Source organism: Aeromicrobium sp., assembly GCF_023146395.1.
Taxonomy (GTDB): domain Bacteria; phylum Actinomycetota; class Actinomycetes; order Propionibacteriales; family Nocardioidaceae; genus Aeromicrobium.
This window is the reverse complement of sequence record NZ_JAGLCD010000019.1, coordinates 51,949-69,122: the sequence shown is the minus strand read 5'-3', so window position 1 is coordinate 69,122 and position 17,174 is coordinate 51,949. Positions and strand designations below refer to the sequence as shown.

General features: G+C 70.1%; 17 protein-coding genes and 3 tRNA genes. 9 read left to right on the top strand and 11 right to left on the bottom strand.

Annotated features, from left to right (window positions below; translation table 11 throughout):
* Positions 1-24: 24 nt before the first annotated feature.
* From KAG51_RS13510 to KAG51_RS13475, 8 genes are all read right to left on the bottom strand, one after another.
* Positions 25-762, bottom strand: coding sequence for an NYN domain-containing protein (locus tag KAG51_RS13510; protein ID WP_290584364.1), 738 nt, complete (start codon positions 760-762; stop codon positions 25-27).
* 75 nt (positions 763-837) lie between these two features.
* Positions 838-1,095, bottom strand: coding sequence for a hypothetical protein (locus KAG51_RS13505; protein WP_290584363.1), 258 nt, complete (start codon positions 1,093-1,095; stop codon positions 838-840).
* Between the two features lie 224 nt (positions 1,096-1,319).
* A tRNA-Glu gene (locus KAG51_RS13500) sits at positions 1,320-1,392 on the bottom strand.
* Positions 1,393-1,430: 38 nt separating this feature from the next.
* Positions 1,431-1,503, bottom strand: a tRNA-Glu gene (locus KAG51_RS13495).
* Between the two features lie 26 nt (positions 1,504-1,529).
* Positions 1,530-1,601 (bottom strand) — tRNA-Gln (locus tag KAG51_RS13490).
* Positions 1,602-1,685: 84 nt separating this feature from the next.
* The gene (locus tag KAG51_RS13485; RefSeq protein WP_290584362.1) at positions 1,686-2,102 is read right to left on the bottom strand and encodes a thioesterase family protein; all 417 of its coding nucleotides are present in this window, start codon (positions 2,100-2,102) and stop codon (positions 1,686-1,688) included.
* A 10-nt stretch (positions 2,103-2,112) separates the two neighbouring features.
* The gene (gene gltX, locus KAG51_RS13480; protein WP_290584361.1) at positions 2,113-3,624 is read right to left on the bottom strand and encodes a glutamate--tRNA ligase; all 1,512 of its coding nucleotides are present in this window, start codon (positions 3,622-3,624) and stop codon (positions 2,113-2,115) included.
* Positions 3,617-4,396, bottom strand: a complete 780-nt coding sequence (locus KAG51_RS13475; protein ID WP_290584360.1) for a fumarylacetoacetate hydrolase family protein — start codon at positions 4,394-4,396, stop codon at positions 3,617-3,619. Before KAG51_RS13475 ends, gltX begins: the two co-directional genes overlap by 8 nt.
* 193 nt (positions 4,397-4,589) lie before the next feature.
* On the opposite strand from KAG51_RS13475, the gene efeU reads away from it, so the two are divergent.
* Genes efeU through efeB form a run of 3 tightly spaced genes read left to right on the top strand, consistent with a single transcriptional unit; the run spans position 4,590 to position 7,970 of the window.
* On the top strand, positions 4,590-5,486 hold the full coding sequence (gene efeU, locus KAG51_RS13470) for an iron uptake transporter permease EfeU (protein WP_290584359.1): 897 nt from the start codon (positions 4,590-4,592) through the stop codon (positions 5,484-5,486).
* A complete protein-coding gene (gene efeO / locus KAG51_RS13465) occupies positions 5,486-6,700 on the top strand; it encodes an iron uptake system protein EfeO (RefSeq protein WP_290584358.1) in 1,215 nt (404 codons plus the stop codon). The genes efeU and efeO overlap by 1 nt, the downstream gene beginning before the upstream one ends.
* 4 nt (positions 6,701-6,704) lie before the next feature.
* A complete protein-coding gene (gene efeB / locus KAG51_RS13460; RefSeq protein WP_290584357.1) occupies positions 6,705-7,970 on the top strand; it encodes an iron uptake transporter deferrochelatase/peroxidase subunit in 1,266 nt (421 codons plus the stop codon).
* Positions 7,971-7,976: 6 nt separating this feature from the next.
* Here efeB and KAG51_RS13455 read toward each other — a convergent pair whose 3' ends face one another.
* Both KAG51_RS13455 and recO read right to left on the bottom strand, forming a co-directional pair.
* On the bottom strand, positions 7,977-8,744 hold the full coding sequence (locus KAG51_RS13455) for an isoprenyl transferase (RefSeq protein WP_290584356.1): 768 nt from the start codon (positions 8,742-8,744) through the stop codon (positions 7,977-7,979).
* Positions 8,745-8,754: 10 nt separating this feature from the next.
* The gene (recO, locus tag KAG51_RS13450; RefSeq protein ID WP_290584355.1) at positions 8,755-9,483 is read right to left on the bottom strand and encodes a DNA repair protein RecO; all 729 of its coding nucleotides are present in this window, start codon (positions 9,481-9,483) and stop codon (positions 8,755-8,757) included.
* Positions 9,484-9,619: 136 nt separating this feature from the next.
* On the opposite strand from recO, the gene KAG51_RS13445 reads away from it, so the two are divergent.
* The gene (locus KAG51_RS13445; RefSeq protein WP_290584354.1) at positions 9,620-10,585 is read left to right on the top strand and encodes a quinone oxidoreductase; all 966 of its coding nucleotides are present in this window, start codon (positions 9,620-9,622) and stop codon (positions 10,583-10,585) included.
* A 59-nt stretch (positions 10,586-10,644) separates the two neighbouring features.
* A complete protein-coding gene (locus KAG51_RS13440; RefSeq protein WP_290584353.1) occupies positions 10,645-11,064 on the top strand; it encodes a hotdog domain-containing protein in 420 nt (139 codons plus the stop codon).
* 47 nt (positions 11,065-11,111) lie between these two features.
* On the opposite strand, the gene KAG51_RS13435 is transcribed toward KAG51_RS13440, so the two are convergent.
* Complete coding sequence (locus KAG51_RS13435) at positions 11,112-12,722, bottom strand: helix-turn-helix domain-containing protein (protein WP_290584352.1); 1,611 nt, start codon at positions 12,720-12,722, stop codon at positions 11,112-11,114.
* On the opposite strand from KAG51_RS13435, the gene KAG51_RS13430 reads away from it, so the two are divergent.
* From KAG51_RS13430 to KAG51_RS13415, 4 genes are read left to right on the top strand one after another with little or no spacing between them, the layout of a single operon-like run.
* Positions 12,681-13,571, top strand: a complete 891-nt coding sequence (locus KAG51_RS13430; protein WP_290584351.1) for a hypothetical protein — start codon at positions 12,681-12,683, stop codon at positions 13,569-13,571. The two genes, KAG51_RS13435 and KAG51_RS13430, sit on opposite strands and share 42 nt — an antisense overlap.
* Entirely contained in the window at positions 13,568-14,680 is a 1,113-nt protein-coding gene (gene menC / locus KAG51_RS13425; protein WP_290584350.1) for an o-succinylbenzoate synthase, read from the top strand. The genes KAG51_RS13430 and menC overlap by 4 nt, the downstream gene beginning before the upstream one ends.
* On the top strand, positions 14,677-16,254 hold the full coding sequence (locus tag KAG51_RS13420) for an amidohydrolase family protein (RefSeq protein ID WP_290584349.1): 1,578 nt from the start codon (positions 14,677-14,679) through the stop codon (positions 16,252-16,254). Before menC ends, KAG51_RS13420 begins: the two co-directional genes overlap by 4 nt.
* Before the next feature lie 28 nt (positions 16,255-16,282).
* On the top strand, positions 16,283-17,173 hold the full coding sequence (locus KAG51_RS13415) for an ABC transporter substrate-binding protein (RefSeq protein WP_290584348.1): 891 nt from the start codon (positions 16,283-16,285) through the stop codon (positions 17,171-17,173).
* Position 17,174: the final 1 nt, after the last annotated feature.

Genomic DNA, 17,174 nt, shown 5'->3' with positions numbered 1-17,174 from the left:
TCTGGCGGGTTTCGGACGCGAGCGTCAGCGCTGGTTCGGTGACTCCTTGCGCCGCAGCTGGACATTGGCCGTGGACTTGTCGATCTCGAACAGATCGATCTCCTCCAACAGGCTGATGAGCTTGGCGTAGCCGTAGTTGCGCGGCTCGAAGGACGACTGGTTGCGCACCTGCTTGCCGACCGCCGACAGCGTGGCCCACCCGTGGTCGTCGGCATCGGCGTCGACTGCCGCGCGCAGCATCTGCACGAGACGTGAGTTGCCGCGCATCTCGCTGCCGCTCATACGGGTGCCGCCCGCGCGCTTCTCGGTGCGCTCCTGGTCGGCCTCCTCGCCGCCGATCCGCTCCAGGTAGACGAAGCGCGTGCAGGCGTTGACGAAGGCGTGGGGCGTCTTCTCCTGCCCGAAGCCGAGCACGATCGCGCCGGACTGACGCAGCCGCATGACGAGCGGGGTGAAGTCCGCGTCGCTCGAGACGATCGCGAAGCCCTGCGCCGAACCGGTGGCCAGGATGTCCATCGCGTCGATGACCATCGCGATGTCGGAGGCGTTCTTGCCCTTGGTGTAGGCGAACTGCTGGATCGGCGCGATCGCGTAGTCCTGCAGGACCTTCGACCACGGGCCGATCGTCGGGTTGGTCCAGTCGCCGTAGGCCCTCCGGACGTGAGCGACGCCGACCGTGGCGACCTCGCTCAGGATCGCGTCGATCTTCTTCGCGGGCGCGTTGTCGGCGTCGATCAGGACGGCGATCCGAGACTCTTCCATGGTCACGACGCTACAGGTGGGCTGCCGTCGCGGCGTCCACCCCGGCCCCGCACCCGGAGAAGTGCCGAGTGATGCTCAAAGCCAGCGTCGGCCGGAGCGGTGCCTCATCTGCTTCGGTGGGACGAGATTGGCCCAGTCATCGAAAGCAAGGCGGAGCGGTTGAGAAAGGTCAGCGCGATCACGGCCGGGCACCTGTTCGAGCTCGAGCAGCACCTCCAGCTGAGCGCGCTCGCCGCGAGCCTGCGGGTTCTGGATCCACGCAGTCTTGTAGGCGCGCTTCGCCGGGTCACCCCGGAACAGCTCATGGAGGAAGTGGACGACGATCTCGATCACGACATCGCCACCGTGGGACTCCGAAGAGTCATGGCGGCAGACTACGCGCCGAACCGATCTCAGCGGTGGAACCAGCGCACGCCCAGAGGCGTGATGCCCCTAGGTGGAGCCGGCGGGGTCGCGTAGTTCCGACGGGACTCCGTCGCGGGCTCCTCCCCGAATCGTTCAGCCGCGAGAAGTGCCGCTGGCCCGCCCCACAGAACGGGGCGGGCCAGCGGCACTTGTAGCCCCGACGGGATTCGAACCCGCGCTACCGCCTTGAGAGGGCGACGTGCTAGGCCGCTACACAACGGGGCCACGGCCCGAAGGCCGCGCAACGCACCGAGGTGCGCTCGTACCCCGTACCGGATTCGAACCGGCGATCTCCGCCTTGAGAGGGCGGCGTCATAACCGCTAGACCAACGGGGCGCGGGGTCGGGCAAGCCCGACCTCAGCTGGGGTACTAGGACTCGAACCTAGAACAACTGAACCAGAATCAGCCGTGTTGCCAATTACACCATACCCCAAGGGGGTATCGAATTCCTCGAATTCTCGAGGCGCCCGAACCGAGGAGTCACTCTACCCGACGTCACTCCCGGCTCCCAAACCGGTCAGGCGTCCGCGCCGTAGACGGCCGTCAGGACGGCGCGCGTCGCGTCAGGCACCGCCGCCTTGGCCATCGAGGTCGCATCGACGCACACGTGCCGTATCGAACCCTCGACGAGCAGCTCCCCCTCACGCCTGATCTCGATCTTTGACGTGATGGAGGTCGTGCCGATCGAGACCAGGCTCAGGCCGACGTCGATCAGGTCGTCCGGCCGCGCCGACGAACGGAAGTCGATCGTGACCGACCCGACGACGAGATCGACGCCGTGCTCGGCCACGCCCTGCTCGTAGCTCCCGAACGCCTCACGCCACAGCTCGGTCAGTGCGACGTCGACATACGTCACGTAGTTCGCGTTGAAGACGATGCCCTGCGGGTCGCACTCGGAGTACCGGACCCGCAGTCGATGGACGAAGGCGCTCACGGCGCGAGCCTCACAGCACCGCTGAGAGACGCGCCAGGGTGCGCGAGCGACCCAGCAGCTCGAGCGACTCGAAGAGCGGCGGCGAGATGCGGCTGCCGGTCACGGCGACCCGGACCGGACCGAAGGCCAGGCGCGGCTTCAGGCCCAGGCCGTCGACCAGCGAGGCCCGCAGCGCCGCCTCGATCGAGGCGGTGTCCCAGGTCTTGAGCTCGGCCAGCGCGTCGCGGGCGGCACGCGCGGTGCCCTGACCCTTCTCGTCGAGGTTCTTCGCAGCGTCGGCCTCGTCGATCGTGAAGTCGTCATCGTCGACGAACAGGAAGCGCAGCATGTCGACGGCCTCGGTGAGCTTGGCGATGCGCTCGTGCACGAGCGGCGCCGCCGCCGCGAGCAGCGCGACCTGCGCGTCGTCGGCGGGCGTGCCGATCAGCTCGGCCGTCTGGAAGTACGGCAGGAGGCGCTCTGCGACCTCCTCGACCGGCAGCAGCCGGATGTGGTCGCCGTTGATGGCCTCGCACTTGGCCAGGTCGAAGCGGGCCGGGTTGGGGTTGACCCGCGAGACCTCGAACGCCTCCACGAGCTCGGCGAGCCCGAACACGTCGCGCTCGACGCCGTCGACCGCCGGGAGCGACCAGCCCAGCAGGGCGAGGTAGTTGAGCAGACCCTCGGGCAGGAAGCCCTGCTCGCGGTAGCCCAGCAGGTTCGACTCGGGGTCGCGCTTGGAGAGCTTGCGGTTGCCCTGACCCATGACGTACGGCAGGTGGCCGAAGCGCGGGGTCGAGCCGTCACCGACGCCGATCTGCGCGAACGCCTCGTAGAGGGCGATCTGTCGCGGCGTCGAGGACAGGATGTCCTCGCCGCGCAGCACGTGCGTGATGCCCATCAGCGCGTCGTCGGTGGGGTTGGTCAGGGTGTAGAGCGGCTGGCCGTTGGCCCGCACGATCACGAAGTCCTGCACGTTGTCGGCCCCGAAGGTGATCGGGCCGCGCACGAGGTCGTCGAAGGTCCAGTCCTTCGCCGGCATCTTGAAGCGGATGACGGGCTTGCGGCCCTCGGCCTCGTACGCCGCCTGCTGCTCCGGAGTGAGGTCCCGGTGCAGGCCGTCGTAGCCGCTCGGCCGGCCCTCGGCGCGCGCGGCCTCGCGGCGCTCCTCGAGCTCGTCGGCGGTGTCGTAGGCCTTGTACGCCAGCCCCGCGTCGAGCAGCCGCTGCGCGACGTCGGCGTAGACGTCCATGCGCTCGCTCTGGCGGTACGGGCCGTGGTCGCCGCCGACCTCGACGCCCTCGTCCCAGTCGAGGCCGAGCCACCGCATGACGTCGACCAGGAGGTCGTAGGACTCCTGGTTGTCGCGGCTCGCGTCGGTGTCCTCGATCCGGAAGACGAACTTCCCGCCGTGGTGGCGCGCGAAGGCCCAGCTGAACAGCGCCGTGCGCGCCATCCCGACGTGCGGGTTGCCGGTCGGCGAGGGGCAGAACCGCGCGACGACGGGCTTGCTCGCGTCGACGGCGGGGACAGTGTCAGTCATGCGAGACCACCTGGTTGACGAGGGTGCCGATTCCGGCGACGGTGATGCTGACCGAGTCGCCGACCTGCATCGGCCCGACGCCCTCCGGCGTGCCGGTCAGGATGACGTCGCCGGGCAGCAGGGTCATGAAGCTCGAGACGTGGGCGACGATCGCGGGGACGTCGAAGATCATGTCGGCGGTCGTGCCGTCCTGCGTCGTCTCGCCGTTCAGCGTCGTGCGCACGCGCAGGTCGCGGGTGTCGAGATTGGTCTCGATCCACGGCCCGAGCGGGCAGAACGTGTCGTAACCCTTGGCCCGGGCCCACTGGCCGTCGGACTTCTGCAGGTCGCGCGCCGTGACGTCGTTGGCCACGGTGTAGCCGAAGATGACCTTGGCGGCCTCCGCTGCCGGCACGTCGCGGCAGATCCGACCGATCACGACCGCGAGCTCGCCCTCGAAGTGCAGGTCCTGCGTGGTCCGGGGATACACGATCGGGTCGCCCGGGCCGATGACACTCGTGTTGGGCTTGAGGAACACCAGCGGCTCGGTCGGCACGTCGTGGCCGAGCTCCGCGGCGTGCGCGGCGTAGTTGCGCCCGATGCCGAGGACCTTGCTGCGCGGGATGACCGGCGCGAGCAGGCGCACGTCGTCGAGCGGCACCTTCTCGCCCGTCAGCTCGATGCCGGCGTACAGCGGGTCTCCCTTGAGCACCGCGAGCGTGGGGGTGCCGTCCTCCTCTCCCACGACGCCGAACCGGGGATCATCGTCTGCGGCAAATCTGGCGATACGCACGGGTTCGAGCGTAGCGGCGGGTGCGGCAACGACGACCGGCGGTCGAACCAGCCTGGCCGCCGCGGTGTGACCGAGTCGCCGCGGCCTCACGACCAGGAGGAGTTCCGTCGTGCGCCGGGCCGGTGTTACGCTCTGGCGCTCAGGTGAGGCTAACCTGAGCAGAACCTGTGAGCAACTTCTCGGACGGAGCATCGTGGTCGGCACGTTCATCATCGGGCTGCGCGAGGGCCTGGAGGCCGCGCTGGTCGTCGGCATCCTGCTCGCCTACGTGCGGAAGGTCGGTCGCTCCGACGTCCGCCCCCGGATCTGGCTCGGGGTCGGCGCCGCGGTCCTGCTCTCCCTCGCCGTCGGGGCGATCCTGACCTTCGGCACCTACGGGCTGACGTTCCGGGCCCAGGAGCTCATCGGCGGCACGATGTCGATCATCGCGGTCGGCTTCGTGACCTGGATGATCTTCTGGATGGCCCGGACCGCCCGCCACCTGAAGGGCCACCTCGAGGGCGAGATCGACCGCGCGCTCACCGGCGCCGCCTGGAGCCTCGTCCTGGTCGGGTTCCTCGCCGTCGCTCGCGAGGGAATCGAGACCGCCCTGTTCCTCTGGAGCGCGGTGCGTTCGTCGGGCGAGGGCGAGTCGCCGTGGCTCGGCGCCCTGCTCGGGCTGGCCACCGCGGTGGCCCTCGGCGCGCTGATCCACCGCGGCATCGTGCGCATCGACCTGGCGCGCTTCTTCCAGTGGACGGGCGGCCTGCTCGTCGTCGTGGCGGCGGGCGTGCTCGCCTACGCCGTGCACGATCTCCAGGAGGCGCGCTTCCTGCCGGGCCCCTTCGAACCGGCGCCCGCGGGCGCGGGATCGTTCGCCTCCAGCCTGTACGGCGACTCCGCCTGGCTCTTCCGGATCCCCGACGTGATCGACCCGTCCGGCCTGCCCGCGGCGCTCCTCAAGGGCACGATCGGCTTCAGCCCCGAGATGACGGTCCTGGAGGTCCTCGTCTGGGCCGTCTATCTCGTCGTCGTCATGACGCTCTTCGTCCGCACGACCCGCCGCCGCACCCCCGCGGCCTCCCCCTTCCCCGAAGGAGTCTCCGCCTGATGAAGCACCTGTCTCTCCGCTCGGCCGCACCGCTGGCCCTCGTGGGCGCCCTGGTCCTGAGCGGGTGCGTCGAGAACAACGCGTCCGCCTCGACCTCGATCGCCGTCACGAGCACGGCCGACGACTGCGAGGTGGAGTCCGCCACCGCCACGAGCGGCCCCGTGCGGTTCGAGGTCGAGAACTCCGGCGACGACGTCACCGAGTTCTACGTGCTCGCCGACGACGGCCTGCGCATCGTGGGCGAGGTCGAGAACATCGCCGCCGGCGCGAGCCGTGACCTCACGGTGCAGCTCCAGCCGGGCAGCTACTTCACGGTCTGCAAGCCCGGCATGGTCGGCGAGGGCGTCGGGCAGGCGGAGTTCAGCGTGACCGGCGACGAGGTCCAGGTGTCCGCCGGTGACCAGGAGGCGATCGACGAGGCCGTCGCGAGCTACACCGCCTACACCAAGTCGCAGGTCGCCGAGCTCGTCACCGGCACCCGGGCGTTCACCGAGGCCTACCGTGCCGGCAACGACGACGAGGCCCGCCGCCTGTTCCCGCTGGCGCGGGTGAACTACGAGCGCGTCGAGCCGACGGCCGGCAACTTCGGCGACCTCGATCCCAAGATCGACTATCGCAAGCCCGGCGCCGAGGCCGAGGGCCTGCCCTTCACCGGCTTCCACCGCATCGAGATGGACCTCTGGATCGACGAGGCCCGGGGCAACTACCCCGACGAGGACCTCCAGCCGCTCGACGCCGCGGGCCGCGCGGCGCTGGCCGACCAGCTCGATGCCGACATCCAGTCCCTGTACGACGAGGTCCACGCCGACGACTTCGAGCTGACGATCGACGACATCACCAACGGCGCGATCGGTCTGCTCGACGAGGTCGCCGCACCGGACGGCAAGCTGCCCGGTGAGGAGAACGAGTTCGCCCACACCGATCTGTACGACTTCCTCGCCAACGTCGAGGGGGCGCAGGTCGCCTACGAGAGCGTGCGCGACATCGCCGCCGCGAACGGTGCGGACGGCGAGGAGCTCGTCGCCGAGCTCGACGAGCAGTTCGCCGCGATGGAGGCGCTGCTCGCGACCTACGGCAGCTATGACGTCGGCTTCGTGTCCTACGAGACGGTCGACCAGAGTGCGCGCAACGCGCTCGGCGCCCAGCTCAACGCCCTGAGCGAACCGCTGTCGAAGCTGACCTTCACGGTCCTGGGCGTCGACCCCGGCGAGTGAGCCCGTGACCGATCCCACTCCCCCGGACGGCCAGCCGTCGCGCGGCGTGTCCCGCCGCGGCGTCCTCGGTCTCGCCGCCGTGGCCGCGGCGGGCACCGCCGTCGGCTTCGGCACGGGCCGCGCGACGTCGTCCGGCGCCGACGATCCCCGTCGCGGCTCGCACGCGTTCCACGGCGATCACCAGGCCGGCATCACGACACCGGTGCAGCAGCACCTGTACTTCGCGAGCCTCGACATGACGGCCGGTGCCAGCCGTGAGGACCTGGTGTCGCTGCTGCAGGACTGGACCGCGGCGGCCGCGCAGCTCACCGCCGGCCAGGAGGTCGGCGAGTCCGGCGCCACCGACGGCTCACCCCTGGCTCCCCCGGACGACACCGGAGAGGCCCTCGGTCTCGGTCCGCACAACCTGACCCTGACGTTCGGTCTCGGTGCGTCCCTCTTCGACCGTGAGGGCGATCCGTTCGGCATCGCGGCCCGGCGGCCCGAGGCCCTGACGCCGCTCCCCTCGTTCGCCTTCGACCTGCTCGAGGACGCGATCAGCGACGGCGACCTGTGCATCCAAGCGTGCGCCGACGACCCGCAGGTCGTGGTGCACGCGATCCGCAACCTCAGCCGGATCGCCTTCGGCCGCGCGCAGGTGCGGTGGACCCGGCTCGGCTACGGCCGGACCTCGCGCACGGACGCGGGCCAGCAGACGCCGCGCAACCTGTTCGGCTTCAAGGACGGCACCGCCAACATCCTGTCCGACGATGCCGAGGCGCTCGACCGCTGGGTCTGGGCGTCGGACGGGTGGATGGCGGGCGGCAGCTATCTCGTGGCCCGCACGATCCAGATGACGATCGAGAGCTGGGACCGCACGCGGCTGCAGGAGCAGGAGCTCGTCATCGGGCGCACCAAGGGTGAGGGGGCACCGCTCTCCGGGGGCACCGAGATGACCGAGCCCGACTTCGCGATGCGGTCCTCGACGGGCGACTTCGCGGTGCCGTCGACCTCGCACGTGCGTCTGGCGCACCCCGACCTCAACGACGGCGTGCGCCTGCTGCGCCGCGGGTACAACTATGTCGACGGCAACAACGACCTCGGGCAGATCACGGCCGGTCTGTTCTTCCTGTCGTTCCAGCGCGATCCGGCCCAGTTCGTGCAGATCCAGACCGCGTTGAAGACCGATGCGCTCAACGAGTACATCCGCCACGTGGGCTCGGCCCTGTACGCCGTGCCGCCCGGGGCGCGCCGGGGCGAGCACATCGCCCAGGCCCTGTTCGAGAGCTGAGGTACGTCAGGCCGAGCCGTAGCGCCGGTTGCGGCGGGCGTACTCCTCGACGGCGGCGAACAGCGCACGACGGTCGACGTCGGGCCAGGCGATGTCGCTGAACACCATCTCGGCGTAGGCGGACTGCCACAGCAGGAAGTTGCTCGTGCGCTGCTCACCCGAGGTGCGCCAGAACAGGTCGACGTCCGGCATCCACGGCTCGTCGAGGTAGCGCGCGAACGTGCGCTCGTCGATGCGATCGGGATTGACCTTGCCGGCCGCGACGTCGCGCGCGAGCGCTGCGGCGGCGTCGACGATCTCGGCCCGTCCGCCGTAGTTGACGCACATCGTCAGCGTGCAGACGGTGTTGCGCCGGGTGAGCTCCTCGGCTGCCTCGAGCTCCTTGATGACCGAGCGCCACAGGCGCGGGCGGCGCCCGGCCCATCGCACGCGCACACCCATCTCGTGCATCTCGTCGCGGCGTCGCCGGATCACGTCGCGGTTGAACCCCATCAGGAAGCGCACCTCGTCGGGCGAGCGCTTCCAGTTCTCGGTCGAGAACGCGTACGCGGAGACGGCCTCGATGCCGAGCTCGACAGCGCCCTCGACGACGTCGAACAGCGCCGCCTCGCCGCGCTCGTGGCCCGCCGTGCGCGGCAGACCACGCTGCTTCGCCCAACGGCCGTTGCCGTCCATGACGATGCCGACGTGACGCGGCACCTGCTCCCGGGACAGGTCGGGAGCGCGCACCCCTGACGGGTGGGGGCGCGGCGGGCGCACGGATCGCGTGGACATCGCGTCGAACCTACCGATCGACGTGGGCGAGGGAGCGCAGGGAGCGCTCCAGGTGCCAGGCCACGTAGGCGTTGACGATGCCGGTGGCCTCGCGTCGCGCCCGGTCGTCGGACGCCGCGACGGACTCCCAGCGGCCGGCGAGCAGGGCACCGAGCAGCGCGACGGTGGCTGCGCCCGGGGCGGCCGAGCCGGGGACGCGACACCGGTCGCACAGGATGCCACCCGAGGCGGCGTGGAAGTTGCGGTGCGGCCCCTCGGCCGCACACCGGGCGCAGCGGTCGAAGCTGGGGGCGTAGCCCGCGATCGACAGGGCCCGCAGCTGGTAGGAGTCCAGCAGCTGCCCGGCGGGCTGACGGCGTTCGCTGAGCGCCCGGAGGGCCCCGACCAGGAGCTGGTACTGCGGCAGCGACGCCTCGGAGTCCTCCGGCACCACGCGCTCGGCGGTCTCGAGCATCACGGTGCCCGCGGTGTACGCGCCGTAGTCGCCGCCGAGCGACAACGAGAACGGGTCGAGCGTCTGCACCTGGGTCACGATGTCGAGCGTGCGGCCGACCGCGAACTGCAGGTCGACGTGCATGAACGGCTCCAGCCGACCACCCAGGCGGCTCGTGGTCTTGCGCACGCCCTTGGCGACCGCGCGTACCTGCCCGTGCTCACGACTCAGCATCGTGATGATGCGGTCGGCCTCGCCCAGCTTGTGGGTCCGGAGCACGACGGCCGCGTCGCGGTACAGCGTCATGCCCCACCTCCGTACCCATCCCGCCGCCCAGGGCCCGGCACCCGTGCCGCTCTCGCCCCATTCTGCCGCGCTCGCGGGCATCCGACCCGGTCGACACCCCGCTGGCGCCGGTTCATGCGCTGCGTAGGCTGCCGGCATGACACGTGCGATCGTGATCCGCGCCCACGGTGGACCCGACGAGATGCGTCTGGAGGAGATCGCGGTGCCGGATCCCGGCCCCGGTGAGCTGCTCGTCGAGGTGGCCGCCGCTGGCGTCAACTACATCGACACGTACCACCGTTCCGGCACCTACTCGACGCCCCTGCCGTTCACCCTCGGCCAGGAGGCCGCCGGCCGCGTCATCGGCGTCGGCGAAGGCGTGACGGAGCTCGCCGAGGGCGACACCGTCGCCTGGGGGCACAGCGATGGCTCCTACGCCGAGCACGCGATCGTGTCGGCGCAGCAGGCGGTGCCGGTCCCCGCGGGCATCGATCCGACGATCGCAGCCGCGCTCATGCTCCAGGGCATGACCTCGCACTACTTGGTGCACTCGATCCTCCCGCTCGGCGAGGGCGACACCGTGCTGGTCCACGCCGGCGCCGGGGGCGTGGGACTGCTGCTCACGCAGCTGCTCGTGCGGGAGGGCGTCCGCGTGCTGACCACCGCCGGGACGCCCGAGAAGGCCGCGCTGTCCCGCGGTGCCGGCGCCGCGGAGGTCCTCGACTACGACGGTTTCGGCCGCGCGGTGCGCGACCTGACCGACGGACGCGGCGTCCGGGCCGTGTTCGACGGCGTGGGGGCCACGACGTTCTCCGAGGGCCTCGACGCCCTGCAGCCGCGCGGCACGTTCGTGCTGTTCGGCGCCGCGAGCGGTCCGGTGCCTCCTGTCGATCCCCGCGACCTGAACACCAAGGGCTCGCTGGTGCTGACCCGTCCGTCGCTCGCCCACTTCATCGCCGACCGTGCGGAGCTCGAGTGGCGTGCCGCCGACGTGTTCGCCGCCGTCGCCGACGGCGACCTCGACGTACGCATCGGCGGCACCTACCCGCTGGCCGAGGCTGCGACGGCGCACGTCGACCTCGAGGGTCGGGCCACGACCGGCAAGCTCCTGCTGCTGCCCTGACGGCTCCCCCGACTGCTCCCCTGACCGCCGGTCATTCGAGGCACTGCGAGGATGACGCCATGACCGAACCCCGGTGGATCGACGAGATCCTCGAGTCCGTGCTGACCACTCCGCTCCACCGATCCATCGGGATGCGGCCGCGGGTGCCGGGCGACCCCACGGCCGGGCTGGAGCTCGACGTCAGCACCGACACCGCGACACCCGCCGAGGTCCTGCACGGCGGACTGCACGGCCTCCTGATCGACGTGACCTCCGCACTGCTCCTGGCCACCGAGCTCCCGCGTGGCTCCTACGCCGCGACCATCAGCTCCTCGATCTCGATCGTCTCGGCCGCACGCCTCGGCGGCACCGTCACGACCAACGCCCAGATCGACCGCCTCGGCGGCGGCCACGCCTTCCTCTCCGGCCGGGTCGAGTGCGCCGGTGAGGTCGTCGCCACGGGGCAGATCGTCAAGATCGTCAAGCGCCCCGGTCGCTGAGGTCCCGGCCGCACGAGCTACAAGGGACACTCACCGACGAGGGACGCTCACGCCAGGAGGCGGCGTTCACCGTCGAGCACCAACAAGCGCGCCGTGAGCCAGGCGACCAGCAGATCGTCCGGGTCGCCCGTCAGACCGCTGATCTCCGTCGCGCGCCGCAGCCGATATCGCAGGGTGTTCGGGTGCACCGACAGTGCCGCTGCGGAGCTCGCCGTGTCCATCGCGTGGTCAAACCATGTGACCCAGGTCTTCACGAAGTCGGAGCCGTGACGCGCATCGTGCTCGAGAAGCCGCCGCACGTGCGGAGATGCGATCCCGGGACGATCCCTCACGGTTTGCCGAAGCCACCACAGGGCCAGCACGCCGTGATCACGCTCGGCGTGCAGCACCCGCCCCCCTCGCCGCCCGTCGTCGATCTGGGTGAGAGCCTCGGCCTCCATGCGCGACTCCCGCACCCGCTCGGGCGCCTCGACCACCGACCCGATTCCCGCGCGTACCCGCAGCCCCCAGGCCAGCGCCCGCTCGATCAGCACCTCGGCGTTGGCCACGACGCGAGAGCTGTCCCGGGACTCGTCGCCGTGCAGGAGCAGATCGATCGCACCAGCTTCTGCGTGGAGACCGACAGCCGGGATCCAGCCCGCTGTGTAGCCGCGCACCATCGTCAGGAAGCGTTGCCACCGCAGGCGCACAACCTCCGGACCCGGCCCCTCGCCATCCTCGTCCGGATGAGCCTCGCCGACGAAGGTCATCGCGACGAAGGGACCCGTCAAGTCCAGACCGAGGCGCTCTGCGGCGAACCGCGCCTCGGCGCCACCGACCAGGATCGTGCGGACCAGGGCCGATCGCCGTTCGGACTCGAAGGCGGCCGCGGTCCGCGCCTGCAGCATCAGCACGGCCGCGAGCTCGGCTGCTCGCTGCAGCATCGCGGGTCCGTCGTCGGGGACGCTCTGTCCCGTGTCGACGACCCAGAGCGTGCCCAGCGTCTCTGCGCCCAGACGGATGGCGACGGCCCACCGGTCCAGGGCTGCCCCCACTCCGCTGATGTGCACGGGGCCTCCCGCACCGAGCACAGCGGCATACTGAGCGTCGTTCTCCGGAAGGTCGGGAACCTGCCGCCCGAGGATCGAGTCGCGCCGGTCGTCGTCGATGGGTTGGCCGTCGAGCGTCGAGTACGCGAGCACACGCTGGCTGAGGTCCTCGATGCTGACCGCTCCGCCCACGACGGAAGCCACCGAGTTCGCGAAGTCAAACAGGTCGCTGCCGGGCCCTCCGTCAGTCGATCTCGCCGAGCCTGTCAGGACCGACGACACGACCCGCTCGACCTGCAACCACGCCATGGCTGGCTCCGCCCCCAGCACCGCCAGTCCGACCTCGTCGGCCGTGTCGATCACCTCCGCCGTCACACCGGTCCGATGCAGGACGACGGCATCAAACCCGCACGACCGCGCGTCGCGCACGAGCTGCGCTGCGTTGACGTCGGCGACGCCGACCCCGAGCAACACGCCCGCGGCATTCTTCGGCAACGCCGCCAACGGTTCGTTCACCGTGCATGACGCCGACCGCACCACGGCTCCGGCCGGGCCGGCCAGCAGCTCCAGGCCAGCAGCTTCGAGACGATGCGCCAGCTCGCCCGCAGTGACGTCCTCTCGCACGAACATGCCATCATCTTAGGGACAGTAGTGCACACGCATCATCGGACCTTGCAAACATTGTCGCACTGCACCAAGACCTGCAGGGCTCACTCGATCGACGATGGCCAGGTGCAGATCATCACCGTCGACTCGCTCGACGACCTCCGCAGAGCAGAGAAGGTGCTCCACACGGTCTGGGACGCTCCGGGCGGGCACCCACCGGTGACCCTCGACCTGCTGCGGGCTTTCACGCACCTGGGCGGCCTGGTCTGCGCCGCCGTGGTCGACGACAGCTTCGTGGCAGCGTCGGTCGCCGTCCCCTCGGCCGAACCGCGAGTGCTGTACTCACTGGCCACCGGCGTGATCGCTCCGTTCACGGGTCGGAAGATTGGCCTGCGCCTCAAGCAGCACCAGCGTGACGTGGCGCGCGAGCACCACTACGAGCGTATTCGCTGGACCTTTGACCCGTGGATCCGAACCAACGCACATTTCAACCTGCTCGCCCTTGGAGCCCGCGTCGTCGACTATCGCGCTGACTTCTTCGGCCAGGTGCACGACGCCTTCAGTGCTGGCGCGCCGACCGACCGAGTAGTCGTCGACTGGCCCGTGGACCCCGCGACCCCGGCCGCACAGGATGACGCCCGGGGCGCCGTGGTCGTCGAGACCGGGCCCGACGGCGCGCCGGCCGTGGTGACCGACAGCGCTCGGACGTGGATCCGGGTCCCCGCCGACATCGTTGCCCTGCGCACCACGGACGTGGACCAGGCCGTGGAGTGGACCCAGATTGGCCGCCGGTACCTTTCTCCCGCGGCCTCGCGTGGGGACGTGTGCGGTTTCACGCCGGACGGCTGGTTCGTGCTGCGAGGGACGCCATGAAGATCCGTTCCGCCCGCCTGCACCACGCGCGCCTGGCGCTGGTACGCCCCTTTCGGACCTCGTTCGGGACCGCGACGCACCGCGAGCTGCTGGTACTACGTCTCGAGACCGACCTGGGCATCGGGTGGGCCGAGTGTGCCGCCGACCCGGATCCGCTGTACAGCTCGGAGTTTCTCGCTGCGGCGGTGCTCGTCCTCCGTGACCATCTCGTGCCACGCCTGACCGCGGCGGGAGACGTGACCGCGGACTCCGTCGCCGGCCTGCTGGAAGGCGTCGCCGGCCATCCCATGGCGAAGCATGTGCTTGAGACGGCCGTGCTCGACGCCGAGCTGCGAGCGCAGGCCCGCTCGTTCGCGTCTCGGCTCGGCGCCACGGTCACTCACGTCCCCGCGGGCGTGTCGGTCGGAATCACCCCCGACGTGGGGTCGCTGCTGGCCGAGGTCGAGTCGTACCTCGACGCGGGCTACCGACGCATCAAGCTCAAGATCGAGCCCGGCTGGGATCTCACTCCGGTCGAGGCCGTGCGGGACACCTTCGGAGCGATCCCCCTCCAGGTCGACGCCAACGCGGCCTACGACCGCGGCGACCTGGACCACCTGCGACGCCTCGACGACTTCGACCTGCTGCTCGTGGAGCAACCGTTCGCCGAACACGACCTGCTCACCCACGCCGCAGCCGCAGCGCTCTGGACCACGCCGGTGTGTCTCGACGAGTCCATCGCCTCGGTCCACGACCTCCAGACGGCCCTGGCGCTGAGCGCCTGCGATGTCGTCAACATCAAGCCCGCTCGCGTCGGCGGGTACCTGGAAGCTGTCCGCATCCACGACGTCGCCCGCCGACATGCCTTGCCCGTCTGGTGCGGCGGCATGCTCGAGACCGGGATCGGACGCGCGGCGAACCTGGCCCTGGCTGCACTACCCGGCTTTACCCTCGTCGGCGACGTCTCTGCGAGCGGACGCTACTACCAACAGGACCTCACGCCCGAGTTCGTGCTGGTCGACGGTCACCTCGCAGTTCCGGACGGCCCGGGCAGCGGGGTCGAGGTCGACGAGGCAGCACTCGCGGACGCCACGGAGCGCGTCATCGAGCTCGTCGGGGCGGATCTGTGACACAACGCACCGTCATCGTGGGTGCCACGATCGTCGACGGCACAGGCGGTCCCCGTCGAGACGCCGACGTGCTGATCACTGACGAGAAGATCCGTGCGGTCGAGCCGCCGGGACACCTCGACCGAGCCGACGCTCGACGTGTCGACGGCACCGGCTTGGTCGTGTCCCCGGGGTTCATCGACATCCACTCCCACGCCGATGGCTCGTTCCTCCTCGAGGACGACACCTCCAAGATCCTCCAAGGCGTCACGACCGAGATCGTCGGGAACTGCGGCGCCTCGTTGGCGCCCATCAGCCCTGCTTTCCATCCCACGGCGCAACGCCTCCTCGGTGGTGCTGCGCGCCCGCAGTGGCAGTCGGTCGACGAGTGGTTCGACGCGGTCCGCGACCGCAACGTCACGCACGTGGGCATGCTCGTGGGCCACGGCAACCTGCGCGAGCTCGTCGTCGGCGCTGCCGACGTTCCGGTGGAGGGCCACCACCTCGCCCGCATGCGTGCGGCTCTCGCGCGCGGCCTCGAAGCCGGCGCCCTCGGGTTCTCGTCGGGCCTGGTCTACGCACCGGGGGCCTATGCGGGTCGCGACGAGCTGCAGGGGCTGCTCGCCGCGCTCGACCACGAGCACGTGTACGCCACGCACCTGCGCAACGAGGCCGACGCCCTCCTGGCGTCCGTCGACGAAGCCCTTGACACGGCGGCGACCTCGCGAGCGCGCCTACAGATTTCGCACCTCAAGGCAACCGGTCGGCGCAATCATGGTCGAGTGCAGGAGGCCTTGCGCCGGCTAGACCGTGCTCGAGCCGACGGGCAGCGAGTGCGCCAGGACGTGTACCCCTACACCGCGGCCTCGACCGCACTGACGGCATGTCTTCCGCCCTGGGCCCTGGCCGGAGGACCGATCGCGCTCCTGGCTCGGCTTGACGACATGACCCAGGTCGAACGGTTGAGGCGGGAGGTCGAGTCGCCGCCCCCGCACGCCTGGGAGAACCCGGCTGCGAACGCAGGGTGGGACGGCCTCGTCCTCGCCGGCACCGCGTCAGGTCAGGACGTCGGACTCAGCCTGTCGGACATCGCCGCTCGTGAGCAGTGCTCGCCGTTCGACGGCCTGGTGATGGTGCTCCGACGGGAACAAGCTCGAGCCAGCATGGTGGAGCACTCGATGCTCGAGGCCGACGTCGAGACCGTGCTGCAGCATCCCGAGACCATCGTTGCGTCCGACGGTTTGCCGATCACGGCGGGCGATCATCCGCATCCGCGCCTGCACGGGACGTTCGCCCGCTTGCTGTCACGGTACGTCCGCGAACGCGGCGTGCTTGATCTCGAGACTGCGGTTCACCGAGTCACCGGGCTGCCTGCCGAGACGTTCGGACTGCACGACCGGGGCACCATCAGCCCGGGCAGTGTCGCCGACCTGGTGGCGTTCGATCCCACCACGGTCGCCGACCGAGCAACCTATGACCACCCGACAAGACCGCCGAGCGGGATTGCCTGGGTCATGCAGTGCGGCAGGACCAGCGTCGACTCCGGGCGCTGGCTGGGCCGCCGTCGTGGGCAACTTCTGCGCCCACAACCGTGAAGGTCACCCCTCCCCCGAAAGGAACCCCATGTCCACCACCCTCCGCCGGCTCTCCGTCGGCCTCGGCAGCGCACTCGCAGTCTGCGTGCTGTCCGCCTGCGGCAGCGACACCGCAGACGCCCCGAACATCGACTCGAGCAGGATCGACCCCGAACTGCAGGCCATGCTGCCCGACGACGTGCGCGAATCGGGCATTCTGGAGGTCGCCTCCGACGTCCCGTACCCGCCATTCGAGTTCTACGACACTGACGGCAAGACCGTGGTCGGCCTCGACCCGGATCTCGGCAAGGCCATCGGCGACCTGTTGGGCCTCGAGCTTCGATTCAACGCCGTCACGTACGACACGATGATCCCGTCGCTCGCCTCTGGCAAGTACGATCTGGCGTTCACCGGCATGTCCGACACCCCCGACCGCCAGAAGCAGCTGACATTCGTCGACTACCTGACCACGGGTGGATCATTCCTGATCACCGGCGACTCCGAGGAGCAGCCGGCCGCTCTGGAGGACCTCTGCGGACTCAGCGTCGGCGCCCAGTCCGGCACCTACATCGTGGAGTTCCTCCAGACCCAGGTTGCCCCCGGTTGCCCTGCTGCCGCCCAACTGGACCTCTCGCAGTTCACCGGCCAGGACGACCTGGTCAACGCGCTGCGCAGCGGACGGGTCGACGTCGCCGTGATCCCGTCGCCCTCGGCCGGATACCTGGTGGAAACGACTGGCGATGAGTTCGACGTGTCGATGAGTCTTGACGTCGGCCTGGTCGGCATCGCCTTCCCGCGCGAGGACGCCCAGCTCGCCGCTGCCTTTCAAGCGGCGCTGCAGCACCTCATGGACGACGGCACCTACGCGGAGATCCTTGATTCCTACGGGCTCGGCGACAACGTGTTGACCGAAGCCACGATCGACGCCGGAAGCGTCTGAC

Coding starts and splice junctions, on each gene's coding strand:
- KAG51_RS13510 (WP_290584364.1), bottom strand. CDS start 762: ATGGAAGAGTCTCGGATCGCCGTCCTGATCGACGCCGACAACGCGCCC.
- KAG51_RS13435 (WP_290584352.1), bottom strand. CDS start 12,722: ATGTTCGTGCGAGAGGACGTCACTGCGGGCGAGCTGGCGCATCGTCTC.
- KAG51_RS13415 (WP_290584348.1), top strand. CDS start 16,283: ATGTCCACCACCCTCCGCCGGCTCTCCGTCGGCCTCGGCAGCGCACTC.
- KAG51_RS13445 (WP_290584354.1), top strand. CDS start 9,620: ATGACACGTGCGATCGTGATCCGCGCCCACGGTGGACCCGACGAGATG.
- menC (WP_290584350.1), top strand. CDS start 13,568: ATGAAGATCCGTTCCGCCCGCCTGCACCACGCGCGCCTGGCGCTGGTA.
- KAG51_RS13455 (WP_290584356.1), bottom strand. CDS start 8,744: ATGTCCACGCGATCCGTGCGCCCGCCGCGCCCCCACCCGTCAGGGGTG.
- gltX (WP_290584361.1), bottom strand. CDS start 3,624: ATGACTGACACTGTCCCCGCCGTCGACGCGAGCAAGCCCGTCGTCGCG.
- efeO (WP_290584358.1), top strand. CDS start 5,486: ATGAAGCACCTGTCTCTCCGCTCGGCCGCACCGCTGGCCCTCGTGGGC.
- KAG51_RS13440 (WP_290584353.1), top strand. CDS start 10,645: ATGACCGAACCCCGGTGGATCGACGAGATCCTCGAGTCCGTGCTGACC.
- KAG51_RS13430 (WP_290584351.1), top strand. CDS start 12,681: ATGCGCCAGCTCGCCCGCAGTGACGTCCTCTCGCACGAACATGCCATC.
- recO (WP_290584355.1), bottom strand. CDS start 9,483: ATGACGCTGTACCGCGACGCGGCCGTCGTGCTCCGGACCCACAAGCTG.